General features: G+C 50.2%; 12 protein-coding genes. 4 read left to right on the plus strand and 8 right to left on the minus strand.

The window, feature by feature from the left end:
- Positions 1-11 precede the first annotated feature (11 nt).
- The 4 genes from cysQ to O4H47_RS01505 all read left to right on the plus strand — a co-directional run bounded on the left by cysQ (position 12) and on the right by O4H47_RS01505 (position 6101).
- The gene (cysQ, locus tag O4H47_RS01490) at positions 12-818 is read left to right on the plus strand and encodes a 3'(2'),5'-bisphosphate nucleotidase CysQ (RefSeq protein WP_269392160.1); all 807 of its coding nucleotides are present in this window, start codon (positions 12-14) and stop codon (positions 816-818) included.
- A gap of 146 nt (positions 819-964) precedes the next feature.
- Positions 965-1513, plus strand: coding sequence for a PadR family transcriptional regulator (locus O4H47_RS01495; protein WP_269392161.1), 549 nt, complete (start codon positions 965-967; stop codon positions 1511-1513).
- 11 nt (positions 1514-1524) lie between these two features.
- Positions 1525-2727 carry an efflux RND transporter periplasmic adaptor subunit gene (locus O4H47_RS01500; RefSeq protein ID WP_269392162.1) on the plus strand — a complete coding sequence of 401 codons (1203 nt, stop codon included), beginning with the start codon at positions 1525-1527 and terminating at the stop codon, positions 2725-2727.
- Positions 2724-6101 carry an efflux RND transporter permease subunit gene (locus tag O4H47_RS01505; RefSeq protein WP_269392163.1) on the plus strand — a complete coding sequence of 1126 codons (3378 nt, stop codon included), beginning with the start codon at positions 2724-2726 and terminating at the stop codon, positions 6099-6101. Before O4H47_RS01500 ends, O4H47_RS01505 begins: the two co-directional genes overlap by 4 nt.
- A 139-nt stretch (positions 6102-6240) precedes the next feature.
- Here O4H47_RS01505 and O4H47_RS01510 read toward each other — a convergent pair whose 3' ends face one another.
- From O4H47_RS01510 to O4H47_RS01545, 8 genes are all read right to left on the minus strand, one after another.
- Positions 6241-8160: an ABCB family ABC transporter ATP-binding protein/permease gene (locus O4H47_RS01510; protein ID WP_269392164.1), complete on the minus strand. Its 1920-nt coding sequence runs from the start codon at positions 8158-8160 to the stop codon at positions 6241-6243.
- 3 nt (positions 8161-8163) lie between these two features.
- Positions 8164-8487: a metalloregulator ArsR/SmtB family transcription factor gene (locus O4H47_RS01515; protein ID WP_331283662.1), complete on the minus strand. Its 324-nt coding sequence runs from the start codon at positions 8485-8487 to the stop codon at positions 8164-8166.
- Between the two features lie 41 nt (positions 8488-8528).
- Complete coding sequence (locus O4H47_RS01520; RefSeq protein WP_269392165.1) at positions 8529-10466, minus strand: LysM peptidoglycan-binding domain-containing protein; 1938 nt, start codon at positions 10464-10466, stop codon at positions 8529-8531.
- Between the two features lie 251 nt (positions 10467-10717).
- Positions 10718-12316: a citramalate synthase gene (cimA, locus tag O4H47_RS01525; protein ID WP_269392166.1), complete on the minus strand. Its 1599-nt coding sequence runs from the start codon at positions 12314-12316 to the stop codon at positions 10718-10720.
- Between the two features lie 2 nt (positions 12317-12318).
- The gene (locus O4H47_RS01530) at positions 12319-12789 is read right to left on the minus strand and encodes a GFA family protein (RefSeq protein WP_269392167.1); all 471 of its coding nucleotides are present in this window, start codon (positions 12787-12789) and stop codon (positions 12319-12321) included.
- Complete coding sequence (gene cysS / locus O4H47_RS01535) at positions 12789-14231, minus strand: cysteine--tRNA ligase (protein WP_269392168.1); 1443 nt, start codon at positions 14229-14231, stop codon at positions 12789-12791. The genes O4H47_RS01530 and cysS overlap by 1 nt, the downstream gene beginning before the upstream one ends.
- 246 nt (positions 14232-14477) lie before the next feature.
- A complete protein-coding gene (locus O4H47_RS01540; RefSeq protein WP_269392169.1) occupies positions 14478-14840 on the minus strand; it encodes a c-type cytochrome in 363 nt (120 codons plus the stop codon).
- Positions 14841-14975: 135 nt separating this feature from the next.
- Positions 14976-15518, minus strand: a complete 543-nt coding sequence (locus tag O4H47_RS01545; RefSeq protein ID WP_269392170.1) for a VOC family protein — start codon at positions 15516-15518, stop codon at positions 14976-14978.
- Positions 15519-15520 lie beyond the last annotated feature (2 nt).

Below are 15520 nucleotides of genomic sequence, written 5' to 3' on the forward strand. Positions count from 1 at the left end.
ACGGACTTGTCGTGATCAACAATTTAACCGAACTGATGCTTAGCGCGGCGCGAAAAGCGGGCGCAGAAATCATGCGCCACTACGCGGATGGCGTTGATATTGAGCGCAAAGGCGATGGATCGCCGGTGACAATTGCAGATCAAAACGCTGAAGACATTATCATTGGTGTTCTAAATTCGACCGGCATTCCCCTATTGGGGGAAGAAAGCGTTGCAGCTGGTCAAATCCCCTCACTTGGAAGTCGCTTCTTTGTTGTTGATCCGTTGGACGGCACAAAGGAATTCATCAAGCGCAATGGCGAATTCACCGTCAATATTGCACTTGTGGAAGATGGCGTTCCAGTTGCTGGCGTTGTTACCGCGCCTGCTTTGGGTTTGGAATTCGTCGCCGACGAAACTGGCGCATATTCTATTGTCCAAGATAAAGATGGGTCTTCTGAATTCATCAGGCTGCAAACGCGCCCGGATGGGCCACGCAAAGTTGTCGCCAGTCGCTCACACGGCCACGCCGCCTTAGCCGCATTGTGCCAAGAGTTGAACATTGTTGAAAATATTAGCGTTGGCTCTTCGCTCAAATTGTGTTTGGTCGCCAAAGGCGACGCCCTGCTCTATCCACGTTTTACACCAACGTGCGAGTGGGACATTGCCGCCGGACAAGCGATATTGCTACGTGCTGGCGGCGCCGTATTGACCATGGATGGCGCGCCGCTCAAATACGGCAAGGCCGAGGTTGAGTTCTACAACCCATTTTTTGTCGCTGCTGCAAATGAGGACGTTGCCAAAAAAGCGGCATGTCTGATGGAAAATCTCGTCTCTTAACAAGATTTTTTCGTTTGCTGGGTATGATATTCCATTAACCTCTCACGCAAATTTGCGCAGTTGAGTGCCATTTTTCGGCAAAAGACTCTTGTTCTTAACTCTCTCATACCTATATAGGTTCGATATATATCGAACGAGCATGAGACATGAATGTAAGAACCGTCTGCCTAGCGATCCTCACCCAAGGGGAAACGACAGGCTATGAAATCCGCAAACGCTCCACTGAGGGCGACTTTTCCTTCTTTTTAGAAGCCAGCTTTGGCTCGATTTATCCAGCACTTTCTAAATTGGAAGAAGATGGATTTGTCACCAGCCACGTCCAGGCGCAAGAGGGAAAGCCAGCCAAAAGGGTTTATTCGATCACACAAGTGGGTCGAGAGAGCTTCATAAATTCGCTTTTTGAAGATCTGAATGCCGATGTATTTCGTTCAGAATTCATGCTGTTTTTGCGTTTTGCCGAAGAATTACCGCGCGACCTGGTTGAAAAACGAATTTTAGAACGTATCTCAAAGGTCGACGAGGAAATTGCGTCGATTGAAGAGATGGGGGCCGATCTGGAGGCTAAAGCAGATCGCTGGGTTTTGAAATACGGACTGTCCTGTATTCGGCAAGCTCGAAACTATCTGATTGAACATAAAGATGAAATTATCGCCATGGCGCAGCCGATAGATGCTGCTGCTAAGGCAGCCGAATAGGGAATTATTAAATGCGCTTTTTATTGTCATATGGCGTGGCGTTTCTTTTGATCGTTGGCATTGGGGTTTGGATGGCGTCTGGGACGCTCGTTCAAGGTGGTCAAGGCGCAGGAAATGGCGAACGCGCTATCCTTGACGTGCTGGAGCTGCCTGAAGATAGCGGAATTAGAGGTGTCTTGGAGCAGGTTGGGCTGGTTACACCAACTGAGCCCACGCAGGAAAACATTGATGTTGCTACGGAAGAGCCTGAAGCGGAAGCAGAAGCACTTCAATCAGTTCGTACGCAGGCATTTGTCGCACAAGATTTGCCACTAACTGTTTCATTGCGCGGCAACACAAAAGCCAGTGCGACTGTGTCCATTAGAGCCGAAACTACGGGTATCTTGAAAACACGGCATGTGAACAAAGGTGATCACGTTAAGGCTGGCGATCTGTTGTGCGAAATTGATGAGGGAACCCGCAAAGCGCAATTGGCACAAGCCAAAGCCTCATTGGCGAAAGCTGAACTCGATTATTCCTCCAACAAGACACTTCGAGAAAAAGGCCTTTCACCAGCAAATTCTGGTCGACAATTTGAAGCGGCGCTTGAAGCTGCCCGTGCAGCTGTTGATGGTGCACAGGCGGAACTTGAACGCACTGTGATCTATTCTGAGGTTGCAGGTATTGTACAGGACCCAATCGCCCAGCCCGGCGATATGCTGAGCGCAGGCGCGGCTTGTGTGACCCTTGTACAAATGAACCCAATTCTATTTTCTGGCGATATTCCTGAGGCACGGATCAACGCGGCCGCCATTGGATTGCCAGTGACTGTAAAAACCATCACCGGACAAGAAGTGGTGGGCACATTGAGCTATGTGTCCCCTACATCCAACACCGCCACTCGGGCCTTCCCAGTGGAAGTGAAAATTCCGAACGATGATTATGCAATTCGTGCTGGGCTGACCGCAGAAGCGACTGCAGTTCTGGGCACAGTTAAGGCACATCTTGTGCCTCAATCAGTACTTACTTTGGACAGTGAGGGTACAATCGGCGTTCGCGCTGTGTTGGACGGCACTGTTGTGTTTCACGCTATACAAATCGTACGTGACACAACAAAGGGTATTTGGGTGACCGGCCTTCCCGGAAATGTGGAAATTATCACTTTTGGGCAGGAATATGTAATCGCTGGACAAAAGGTCGTTGCTGACAATATCAGCGACGAGAAAACATCATGATTGGTGCTCTGGAAAATATACTAAGGCGGCCAAAATCCGTCATTACGATTATGATCGTGCTGTTGTTGGCGGGTATTTCCGCCTACATTTCGTTGCCAAAAGAAGGGCAACCAGCCATTGATATTCCTTACTTGTACGTTTCAATATCGCAAACCGGCGTTTCGCCTGGTGATGCGGAGCGCTTGCTCGCGCGCCCTATGGAAACGGAATTGCGCAACCTTGATGGGTTGAAGGCCATGACCTCCACTTCGTCGACGGGTCATGCATCGATCTTCTTGGAATTTGATATCAATTTCGATAAAGATCAGGCCATTTCTGATGTGCGTGAAAAAGTTGACCGCGCCAAATCTCAATTGCCAGATGATGCAAATGAGCCAACGGTCAACGAAGTCTCGATCAGCGATTTCCCAACTGTTACTGTTGCACTGTACGGCGATGTTCCTGAACGTGCACTCTCTCAAACGGCGCGTAAATTGCAGGATCAGCTTGAAGGCATTTCTTCTGTTCGTACAGTTGATATGTCCGGCAACCGTGAAGAAGTTCTGGACATTATTGTTGATTTGAACAAACTCGAATCCTACAATTTGACCACAAACCAACTGTTTGATGCGCTAGCGCGCAACAACTTGGTGGTGCCTGCTGGCACGCTGGACACTGGGCAAGGCAAATTTGCCATCGAGGTCCCGGGCCTTATTGAAAGCGCGTCAGACGTTTATAATCTGCCGCTTAAAACCGATGGCAGCACAAATGTCACCTTTGGTGATGTGGCCACTATTCAGCGTACGTTTAAAGACGCAAATACCTACACACGTGTGAATGGGCAACCAGCTGTTATTCTAGGTGTATTCAAGCGTTTGGGCTCCAACGTTATTGATATGTCAGATAGCGTGCGTAAATTGGTCGACGAAACCGCTTCGGAGCGCAATCCGGCCATTAAAACCAGCGTTATGATTGACCAAGCGAAACCGGCTGAAGATATGCTGGGCTCTTTGCAATCAGCTGTTTTGACCGCGGTTGCGCTGGTGATGATTGTGACCATTGCAATGCTTGGCATCCGCCCTGCCCTTATGATCGGGTTTGCGATTCCAACATCGTTCATGATGGCCTTCTTATTCCTACAACTCATCGGCATGACGGTGAACATGATGATCATGTTCGGCCTTGTGTTGACTGTTGGGATGCTGGTGGATGGTGCCATTGTTATTGTTGAATATGCCGACCGAAAGATTTCTGAGGGCATGGAACGGCGCGAAGCCTTCATTCGCGCTGCAAAACTCATGTTCTGGCCAATTGTTTCCTCCACGGGCACCACACTCGCGGCGTTTTTGCCCATGCTATTGTGGCCGGGGATTATCGGTAAATTCATGAGCTATTTGCCCATCATGGTGATCATCACGCTGATTGCGTCTTTGATTACGGCCATGGTGTTTTTGCCGGTGCTTGGTGGCCTTTTGGCACGCAAGAAAGTCAGCGAAAAAGAAATGCTTGCGGCGCAAGCCCTTTCTGGACGTGACAATTTTGATCCCAAAACCGTACCAGGATTTACTGGCGGATATGTCCGCTTCTTGAACGCCATCATTCGTCGCCCGATCATGGTGCTCGTTGTTGGTGTTGGCATGATCGTTGGCATTTTCATGTACTTTGGTCAAAACAGTACAGGCGTTGAAGCGTTTCCTTCAATTGAACCTGAGTATGCCACAGTGGCGGTAACTGGACGAGGCAACTACTCGCCAATTGAAATCCGCGACTTGTTGATCGAGGTTGAAACCGAAGTACTCAAGGTTAAAGGCATCAAAGAAGTGGTGATGAATTTTGGCAGCACCGGTGCTGTTTCATCGCCTCCTCCTGATACACTTGGCAACCTGCAACTGGAGTTTGAACCCTTTTCTGATCGACGTTATGCGACAGAAATTTTTGCAGACATTCGCGAAAACATCAAAGACATCAAAGGTGTGGGCGTTGAATTGCTGGAAGCTGAAGAAGGCCCTCCAACAGGCAAAGATCTGAGCATGCGGGTGACTGCCCAGTCTTATGATGACTTGGCACCAACCGTTGCGAAAATCCGCAATTACGTGGAAAACGATCTTGGCAATATGATCGAAGTTGAAGATGGTCGTCCCCTGCCCGGTATTGATTGGAAGATCAATGTGAACCGCGAAATGGCAGCACTCTATGGCATTGGTGTTCGTGACCTGAGCCCATATGTGCAGCTGGTCACCTCTGGTGTTGCAATTGGCACATATCGTCCAGATGATGCGATTGACGAATTGGATATTCGCGTTCGTCTGCCAAAAGAGCAGCGTAGTTTTGAGGCGCTTGATTCACTAAGAATCATCACGAACGCCGGGCTTGTTCCTGTGTCCAACTTCATCACGCGTGAAGCGGTGCCAAAAGTGGCTTCCATTTCTCGCCGTGACTCTCGGTATACAATGGGCGTTCGTGCCAATGTATCGGGTGAAAAGGAAGATGGCACCCCGGTAATGGCCGCCGAAAAGGTTGAAGAGCTGAAAACTTGGATCAGCGCGCAGACCTGGCCCGCTGGTGTTGAATTTGAATATGCCGGAGCGGATGAACAGACCAACGAAACCAATGCATTTATGATGCAAGCTGGTGGCGCTGCGATGTTCTTGATGTTCCTGATCTTGCTGACGCAGTTCAACAGCTTCTACCAAGTGGCCATCACGCTATCGACAGTGGTGATGTCTGTGGCCGGTGTATTGTTAGGCATGTTGATCACCGGACAGGCGTTCTCTGCCATTATGACGGGCGTGGGCATTGTTTCGCTTGCTGGGATTGTGGTGAACAACTCTATTGTGTTGATCGACACCTACAATCGGTTCCGACACGAAGGAGCGGATCCGATCAGTGCGTCTTTGATGACCGCATCACAGCGGTTGCGCCCTGTTCTTTTGACGACGATCACAACAGTATTTGGTTTGATTCCAATGGCCTTGGGCATCACCCTAGACTTCTTTGGGCAATCCATTGTGATTGGCGACCCATCAGGTGCTTGGTGGATTCAGCTGGCAACGGCAGTTATTTCTGGCCTGACGTTCTCAACTCTGCTGACGTTGATCATGGTCCCTGTTCTGCTTGTCGCCCCTTCGATTTGGCAGAGCCAACTCATCTGGCTTTGGGGAATGATCACCTACCCGTTCCGCGCATTTGCGGCTTGGCGCCGGTCAAAAGCAACAGCGAAAGCTGAAGCCGCTGAAGCGGTGGATGAAGAGGCAATGGTTACAGATCAACCAGCGGCTGCAAAGATCCCAGCAAACGCTGATAGTGCAAAAGCATATATCACGGGTGATTTGGTAACCGAAGAACGCCACGGCGTGACCGTTGTGTCGCGACCAACCCCTGAGGCTGCAGAATAAGCAGTTTCGCTATTATGATTTGTTTGGGGCGCGGTATTTTGGAATACCGCGCCCCATTTTTTATCGATCAAGGACAAAAGAAAAAGGGCACGGCTTTGAAAAACCGTGCCCGAAACTCTTCATTGTAATTCACTAGAGACTAGTTCGAAGGTTCGTGTTTTTCGTGCTTACCCAAAAAGCCCTCGGTATCCGTTTCCCGGGCGAGACGAAGCTTTTCGCCGGCCTCATCAACTTCACGCTGCCGGTTCCACATTTGGGCATAGAGACCGTTTTGGGCCAACAGGCCTTCGTGGTTGCCACGCTCTGCGATTTCCCCTGCCCGCAGCACAATGATTTCATCGGCGTTGATGACAGTGGACAAGCGGTGGGCAATCACCAGCGTCGTGCGGTTTTGCGACACATGGTCCAAGGCGGACTGAATCTCACGTTCAGTTTGGGTATCAAGCGCAGACGTCGCTTCATCCAAGATCAAAATTGGTGGGCTTTTCAAAATGGTGCGCGCGATGGCGACACGTTGTTTTTCACCACCGGACAATTTTAGCCCACGTTCACCGACTGGTGTTTCGTAGCCCTGGGGGAGGCCTTCAATGAAGTCCGCAATCTGCGCAAGTTTAGCGGCTTCATGCACTTCCTCGTCAGTTGCTTCGGGGCGGCCATAACGAATATTGTAAGCAATCGTGTCGTTGAACAGTACCGTGTCTTGCGGCACCATGCCAACAGCTGCACGTAGTGATTTTTGCGTCACATCGCGCACGTCCTGCCCGTCAATTTCTACACTGCCTTCAATGGCGTCATAGAAGCGATAGATCAGTCGAGAAATGGTTGATTTACCGGCACCAGATGGTCCCACCACCGCAATGGTTTTTCCCGCAGGCACTTCAAAACTAACGCCTTTTAGGATTTCACGATCTGGATCATAGTGAAATTTTACATCATTAAACTTAAGAACGGGACCGGTGATATCCAACGGTTTGGCGTTCGGCTTGTCTTTGATTTCAGCGTCCATATCAAGCAGCTGGAACATGTTTTCAATATCGGTCAGCCCCTGTCGGATTTCGCGATAGACGAAACCAATGAAGTTGAGTGGGCGGTAGATTTGCATCATATACATATTGATCAGCACAAAATCACCGACAGTGATCTGACCGGCGAGGACGCTATTCACGGACATAATGGAAATGACAATCATGCCCAGCCAAAAAATCACCGCTTGGCCAAAATTGAGGAACCCAAGCGAGGTCCACATGCGGATCGCAGCGCCTTCATAAACTGCCATTGATTTATCGAACCGGTTGGCTTCCATTTCTTCGTTTCCGAAGTATTTTACCGTTTCAAAATTCAGCAAACTGTCGATGGCTTTTGAATTTGCATCTGTGTCGCTGTCGTTCATTTTGCGACGTATACCAATGCGCCAATTGCTCGCCTTCACTGTAAAATAGATGTAGCCAACAACGGTGATCACCAAAACACCGAGATAGGGCAATCCGAAACGCCAGACGAAAATCGTGGAGATGATGACAAATTGAACCAGTGTTGGTGCCGTGTTGAGCATGGTGAAACGAACGATTGTTTCAATGCCCTTTGTGCCCCGCTCAATAACCCGTGAAAGGCCACCGGTACGGCGCTGCAAGTGATAGCGCAAAGACAAGGCGTGCAAATGAACAAAGGTACGACGGGCAAGTTGGCGCACCGCATTTTGTCCAACAGAAGCGAACAGCACATCGCGCAACTGCATGAACAGGCTTTCAACGATATTGCCAACACCGTAGGCCACAACAAAAGCAACCGCTAGCGTTACCCCCATCATTTTGGCTTGTTCGACACCATTGCCAATGTCCAAGGAATCAATGACTTGACTGTAAAAATATGGGGCAAAAGTTGCTGCCCCCATCGCCGCAAGCAATGACAATAAAGCCAGCAACACGCGGGCTTTCAGGTCTGGGCGATCGGAAGGCCACATATAGGGCCAAAGGTTTTTAATTGTGGTGAACGTAGAGCCTTCGTCGGCGTTCACGGTTTGTTTTTTTGAAACAGTGCGACCTGTTGGCGCTAGAGCCATGGATTACTCCGATTTTTGGGAAACTGACTTAACCGTGAGTGGCGCCACGGTGCGCTCAAAGAGGGACTGAACAGAACTTAGACGTTCGGTACATATACTATAACAGTTTTTGGTGCCCTGGCCTCTTCGCTCAATCAGCCCAGCTTCAAGCAACACTTTTAGGTGTTGAGAAACGGTTGATTGAGCCAATTCAACGCAGGTCATGACATCCCCACAGCATGGGGTGCTTATATCTGACAAATAGCGCAAAATTGCTAGGCGCGCCGGGTGTGACAGGGCGCGCATGGCTTTGGCGAGTTGTTGGTCTTCGGGCGAAATTTCATTCATCGTAATATTACGATAAAGCAGTTCCGCCCGAAGTTCAAGCCCTATTCTTGGTCCGGCAACTCAAATACCTGACCTGGGAAGATCATATGCGGATTTGATATGGAGTTGGCATTGGCTTCGTAAATGGTGGTGTATTTAACACCACTCCCATAAACACGACGCGCGATGGTCCATAGATTGTCGCCTTTGCGAATGATGGCCTTGCCTGACACAAATCGCTGATCATCGCCCTCGCCCACAGCAACAGCTGTGATTGTACTCACTTGATCTGTTGCTGGTTGGGTGCTGGTCTCAGCCGTGTCCATGGCTGGTTCTGGCGCGCTCGGATCGGGCACTGTTTGGCTTGCCACAGCTTCAGGGTCTGGTTGCTGAGCCGCTTCTACAGGCGGAGTTTCGACTGCTGCCGATGCAGTGGTTTGGTCAGGCACTTGAGGTGTTGGCGTGGTTGCAGCATCTGTTTCGATGGCTGTTTCAGCTTGTGCCACTGCCGCTTGCTCTTCCACCACAGGCGCAGCTTCATTGGTATTTGCAGTCTCTACTGCTGTTTGCGTGTCCGCATTGGCCGTCTCAGCCTGCTCTTGAGTTGCTGTAGCTTCGGGCGCGGCGGTCGCTGTTTCTTCCGCTGCAGGTGTGCTTGTTTCGGCGACAGCAACGGTATCCGTTGCGGTTTCATGCGCGGCAGGAATTTCAGCCAAATTTTCGACGACAAAGTTCACTTCAGTGCGTGCAGAGACCTGCGAGGTATCCGCGACCAGCAAATCAGCCCGCACCCGTTGTGTGGGTTTGGTCAGAACATTTTGCGCCTCAACCAACCATCGTCCATCGGCAACAACAGCGTCCGCAACATATTGATTGTCGACATAAATCCGCATTGTGGCCCCATCAGGCCCAGCACCAGCGATGAAATTCATCGTGCCATCAATCTCAATGGCGTCAATTGTGGGCTGCACAAATTGTTCAATCGCATCAACGGCAGCCTGTGCGGCTTCTGCTGTTGCAACTTCTTGTGCGGTTGGGGCTGTTTCAACTTCAACTGGTGTTGTTTCAGCTTGCGCAACTTCGGTTTGAACTTCAGCTGCTTCTGACACAGCATCCACAACATTGGTTTCTGTCGCTTCAACTAAAGCCTCAGCTGTTTCTTGCGTTGCTGGAACCGCATCATCAACCGCTTGCTCGGTTGCAACTACTGGCGCTGTTTCAACCACTGGATCAGTAGTTGCTTCAGCAACCTCCTCCACGGCTTCAACAGTTGGCGCGACGGCTTGCGTTACCACTTCAGCAACCTCAGTCGTTTCACTAAGGGTGTCTTGTGCGTCTTCAACCACAACCGGCGTTTCAGCTGTTTCTACCGCTGTTTCTTCGGTTTTAGGTTCTGTTGGTGTTGTTGAAGGTTGCTCTGCGGCAACAACAGCTGTTTCAGGAGAATTTTCTGAATCAATTGAATCAGTTGGCGCTGCAACCTCAGTTGGAGATTCAACAACTTCAGGCGTTGATTCAACTATGGCTTCGGCGACTTCAACAACCTTTGGCTCAAGTCCTTGAATAATTGAAGAGGCTTCGCCGGGCACAGACGCTACCACGATTGGTTCTTGATCACGCCCCTCATGGATCAATACAATTTCTGACTTTGCAGATGGTGTAAAATTGCCCTTGGCATCCTGCGCTTCAACGGTGATCTCAACACCGCCAGTTGCAAGGGGATTTTCGGGCACAAACACCCATTCACCTGTACGTTCGGGCTTGGTTTTACCCAGAATTTGTCCATTTGATTTTACAATCACTGTATCGCCCACCGCAGCGGTGCCCACGATAACCACAAGGCCATCAGCGGTGGCGCGCGCGATTGTAAACTCTGGCACAACCACGGCAATGTCGTTTTGAGCCACCGGCGGCGAGGCTTGATCGTTTAAGGCGGCTGTTTGTGATGTTTCGGTGGTTGCTGCAGGCCCGTTTTCGCTGCCTCCATCTTCGGTTTTCAACGCATCATCTACAGATGATACTTGAGACCCGTTGCTACCTCTGTTGAAAATCTTACCAACAACGCAACTCAAAAACGGCTGATCAGTGCCTTGAGAACATGATGAGATTGCAGGAGCGGCGACCACTCCTGTTACAACTGCTGCCGTTGCCGCGGCAAAGCCAAGCGCAACAAACAGATTGGAATTTGAAGTCGATTCAGCCAGGGTTGCCTCCCATTTTTTTTGCGTTCTCGACCTTAGGTTGAACTGGACTACCCTCTATCCGGTTCGGTCTTTAGCAATTTATACGTAACAGACTCATACAGCGCCTCGAACGATGCATCAATGATGTTTGCAGAAACACCTACTGTAAACCATCTTTCGCCCGATTTATCCCTTGATTCAACCAGCACACGGGTTACCGCGCCCGTGCCACCGTTTAAGATACGCACCTTAAAGTCCACCAATTCAAGGTCGTCAATTCGGTCGGAGTATTTGCCCAAATCTTTGCGCATGGCCAAGTCGAGCGCGTTGACGGGTCCATTGCCCTCGGCAACGGACATCAAAATCTCACCATCTACTTCTAGTTTTACCACCGCCTCTGACATGGTGACCATCTCACCACGTGCATTGAAGCGACGTTCAACAGAGGTGCGAAAACTGTCAACGCGGAAGTATTCAGGCACTTGGCCCAGCGTTTTACGTGCCAAAAGGGCGAACGAAGCATCTGCCCCATCATATGAATAGCCGCGCGCTTCGCGTTCCTTGACGGCCCGCAACAGTCCATCCAAACGAGGATCGTTTTTCTCTACTTCGATTCCAAACCGTGCAAGGACCGTAAGAAGGTTTGATTTTCCCGCTTGCTGCGACACCATCACATTGCGTTGGTTGCCCACCGTTTCCGGCTCAATATGCTCGTAGCACGAAGGGTCTTTTTGCAGGGCGGAGGCATGTATACCCGCTTTTGTGGCAAAAGCGGAAGAACCTACATATGGCGCTTGGCGCGCAGGCGCTCGGTTGAGCAGCTCATCAAACCCTCGAGAGACTGTGGTCAATCCCACCAGTTGATCTGGTGAAACGCCGATTTCAATTGTTGAGGCAAATGGTTCTTTTAGGGCCAGCGTTGGGATGACGGAGATTAAGTTTGCATTGCCACAGCGCTCGCCGATGCCGTTTAAAGTGCCTTGAATGTGGCGCACACCAGCGCGCACTGCAGACAAGGTGTTGGCAACTGCTTGTTCGGTGTCGTTGTGGGCGTGGATCCCAAGGCTTTTGCCCGGCACAACCTTCTGCACCGCTTCAACGATCTTGAAAACCTCGCTGGGCATGGTGCCGCCATTTGTGTCGCACAATACAACCCAGCGCGCGCCTGCTTCAAAGGCGGTTTTTGCGCAGTTCAACGCATATTCAGGGTTGGATTTGTAGCCATCAAAAAAGTGCTCACAATCAACAATCGTTTCGCGCCCGGTTTCAGCCGAAGCGCGAACGGAGCCATCAATTGACTGTAGGTTCTCATCCAAGCTGATGCCCATCGCCAATTCGATTTGGCGGTCCCAAGCTTTGGCAACAAAGCAAATGGCCTGCGCTTCGCTCTGCAGTAGGCCCTGTAAACCGGGATCATTGCCAACAGAACGCCCTGCCCGTTTGGTCATGCCAAATGCTGTGAAAACTGCATTTTTAGTGCGTTTTTTGGAAAAGAACTCGGTGTCCACAACATTGGCACCGGGGTAACCGCCTTCAATGTAGTCAACGCCCATGCCGTCTAACAATTTGGCAATCGTAATCTTGTCTTCAACAGAAAACTCGATGCCAGCGGTTTGCGCACCGTCGCGCAAGGTCGTGTCAAACAGATAGAGGCGTTCTTTGGTCATAATTACTCTTCTGGCCAAGTGTTTGTGTCGTGGTCGGGGTGTTGGTGGTTTTTTAAGCTTGCTTGTTGTTCTTTGAAATCTGCAGCCTCTTCGACAACAGGCAATTCGTGCAGGGTATCAAAACTCTTGATACGTGCGGCGACGTCCAGTTGTTTATTGGGTGCAACGAGGTTTGGATTGTCGAACGCCCCAATGGCGAGCGAAATACCGTCGCCATGCCATTCGTAAGTCAATGGCGTGCCGCAACCTTTACAGAACCCGCGTTTGGCAATGCTTGAGCTCACAAAATAACTCACTTCTCCGCGCGTCCACGCCACTTTGTCATCTTTAAATGTGGCGAAGGCACCAAAATAGCCGCCGGTTTGCTTTTGGCACATGCGGCAATGACAAATGGAAGACAGGAAATCATCACCACGCGCCTGAAAGCGCACCGCACCGCATTGGCATCCCCCGCTGTGAATTGTCTCGGCCATCAATTCAACTCCCAATTTGTGATCCGGTTGCCCGCATCGTCTTTGCCATCTTTCAGCTTCACGCCCATTTCGGCCAATTCATCACGAATGGCGTCCGCTTCGCCCCATTCTTTTGCGTTCAAATGCTCAAGGCGCGCGGTGATCTTGGCTTCAATCTGATCCGCGTTTTCGTGGGTTGGCTCAGCATTCTGCGCTTCTTCAAAGGCCTTCATGCTGTCAAATGTCACCAAGCCCAGTAGTTGTAACGACCCAAACAGGCGTCTCGCATTATGCTCTTTGTCTCCACCTGCGTGGCGGTGCAATTCGGCCAAAACGCCTGACATGTTTAAGTCGTTTGCCAAATGTGCTAACAATTTAGAGCACGGACCAAGCGCTTGATATTCTTCGCGGTTTTCTTCTCCAAAGTGCAGGCCCAATTTAAGCATTGTTGATTGCCAACGATTGAGGTTTTTCTCGGCTTCCTCAAGTCGCTTTTTCGTGAAATCGATCGGCTCTCGATGGTTTGTCATCAGCATGGCAAGGCGCAACACATCGCCGGGCCAAACCCGTCCGCCGAATTTGTCTGTTTCGAGCAAGTCAGCGATGGTGTAGAAATTGCCCAAACTCTTGGACATCTTCTCGCCTTCGATTTGCAAGAACCCATTGTGCATCCACACGTTTGCCATATGGCTTTCGCCGTGGGCGCAACGGGATTGGGCAATTTCGTTTTCGTGGTGGGGGAACACCAAATCTATGCCACCGCCGTGAATGTCAAAATGCTTGCCGATATAGCGCTCAGACATGGCAGAGCATTCGATATGCCACCCCGGACGGCCCCGACCCCAAGGACTGTCCCATCCGGGTTGGTTCTCGTCCGAAAGTTTCCACAAAACAAAATCACCTGGGTTCTTTTTGTGGGCTTCCACTTCAACCCTTGCGCCTGCTTGCATGTCATCCAGATTGCGGTTGGACAATTTGCCGTAGTCGGGCATTGATGTGACGTCAAACAACACTTCGCCGCCTGCAATGTAGGCATGGCCCTTTTCGATCAACACTTCTATCAGAGTGATCATTTCAGCAATATTGTCTGTTGCGCGTGGTTCGATGGTTGGGTCCAGATTGCCCAGCGCCAACATGTCTTTGCGGTATTGATTTGCGGTGCGCTCTGTTACTTCACGAATGGCGGCGTTTAGCTCCATACCGGGATGTTCTTTAACTGCGCGCGCGTTGATCTTATCGTCAACGTCGGTGATGTTGCGCACATAGACCACATGCTCAGTGCCATAAACATGGCGCAACAGGCGATAAAGCACATCAAATACGATGACAGGCCGCGCGTTGCCAATGTGGGCATAATCATAGACCGTTGGGCCACACACATACATGCGCACGTTGGTTTCGTCGATTGGGACGAATTTCTCTTTGGTCCGCGTGAGTGTGTTGTAAAGTTGGATATCAGTCATTTGCCTCAACCATAAAGCGTGTTTGCCCGTTGGGCAGCGAGGTCAAATCTGTCTGAAAATGTCAAAGAAAGAACCACGCCGCCAATTTGAAATTAGCGAATAATAATGCAGCCGATAATGCAGATTGCGTTTTGGTTCATCATAGTGCGCGCACTTTGCATGGGGTGTTGAGAAAAATCAAGCCAGAAACAAAAAAACGCCGCCAAAGGCGACGTTTCAGAATTGTTCCGTTCTGTAAAAGGAGCCTTAGCCCTTTTTAACCCGGTAGTTATCGTGACAAGCTTTGCAGCTTCCGCCAATTACTGGAACGGCAGCGCCTGCAGTTGCGTCTGCCTCGAGTTTGTCGAGAATGGCGATAAAGTCATCCCACTCTTCCCAAATTTTTGGGCTCGCCTCAGATTTCTCGCTTGTTGAGCCTTCAGGGAACAGCAGTTTTAGCTGTGCAGCCAATGGGGCCACTGCAGCAACATCACCCGCTTTAAGCGCAGCGCCCATGGATTTCATGGCAGACTGGCGTGCTGCAATTGGGTCTTCGTCGGCAACAATTGCGCTGCCAGCAAAAGCAAGCGAAAGACCTGCAACTGCGGCCAATACAATTTTGAACTTCATTATGTACTCCCTATCCCTCAAAATAACGTCACTTAGCATAAGCAGTTGAAATAGATTGCGCCAAGTGCAAATCGTGAGCGGCGAGATCACAGCCGCTCACATGTTTGTGAGGTAAGCGTACAATTGCGGCAAATGCTAGACGTCTTGCAACTCTTTCGCGTGCAGCCAGTCTGCATGTTTGGGCGCTTTCTTGGTTTTTGACCATTCTTCAAGCATTTCCCATTTCACACCATCCAGACGCTTAAGCAACTCTTCTTCTTTTGGATCGGGGCAAGCCAGTTCGACGCGGTGACCATTGGGATCGAAGAAGTAAATTGAGTGGAAGATCGAATGATCAGTTACCCCCAGCACGTCAACACCGTTGGCTTCAAGATGCTCTTTGAATTCGATTAGTGTTTCGCGGTCTTTCACTTTGAACGCAATGTGCTGCACCCAAATTGGTGTATTTTCGTCGCGGCCCATTTCAGGCTTGGTGGGCAATTCAAAAAAGGCCAAAACGTTGCCATTTCCCGCATCCAAAAACAGGTGCATATAGGGGTCCGGCTCATGCGTTGAGGGCACATGGTCTTCGGCAATGGCCAAAACAAAATCCATGTTGAGCATCTTGGTGTACCACTCAACGGTCTCCTTAGCGTCTTTGCAGCGATAAGCGACGTGGTGGATTTGTTCGATCTTCATAA

This window comes from Maritalea porphyrae, assembly GCF_027213965.1.
GTDB lineage: Bacteria > Pseudomonadota > Alphaproteobacteria > Rhizobiales > Devosiaceae > Maritalea > Maritalea porphyrae_A.

Bases quoted from the DNA above. Each gene is read 5' to 3' on its own strand.
- O4H47_RS01515 (WP_331283662.1), bottom strand. From the start codon at position 8,487: ATGAATGAAATTTCGCCCGAAGACCAACAACTCGCCAAAGCCATGCGC.
- O4H47_RS01505 (WP_269392163.1), top strand. From the start codon at position 2,724: ATGATTGGTGCTCTGGAAAATATACTAAGGCGGCCAAAATCCGTCATT.
- cysS (WP_269392168.1), bottom strand. From the start codon at position 14,231: ATGACTGATATCCAACTTTACAACACACTCACGCGGACCAAAGAGAAA.
- O4H47_RS01510 (WP_269392164.1), bottom strand. From the start codon at position 8,160: ATGGCTCTAGCGCCAACAGGTCGCACTGTTTCAAAAAAACAAACCGTG.
- O4H47_RS01545 (WP_269392170.1), bottom strand. From the start codon at position 15,518: ATGAAGATCGAACAAATCCACCACGTCGCTTATCGCTGCAAAGACGCT.
- O4H47_RS01495 (WP_269392161.1), top strand. From the start codon at position 965: ATGAATGTAAGAACCGTCTGCCTAGCGATCCTCACCCAAGGGGAAACG.
- O4H47_RS01530 (WP_269392167.1), bottom strand. From the start codon at position 12,789: ATGGCCGAGACAATTCACAGCGGGGGATGCCAATGCGGTGCGGTGCGC.
- O4H47_RS01500 (WP_269392162.1), top strand. From the start codon at position 1,525: ATGCGCTTTTTATTGTCATATGGCGTGGCGTTTCTTTTGATCGTTGGC.
- cimA (WP_269392166.1), bottom strand. From the start codon at position 12,316: ATGACCAAAGAACGCCTCTATCTGTTTGACACGACCTTGCGCGACGGT.
- O4H47_RS01540 (WP_269392169.1), bottom strand. From the start codon at position 14,840: ATGAAGTTCAAAATTGTATTGGCCGCAGTTGCAGGTCTTTCGCTTGCT.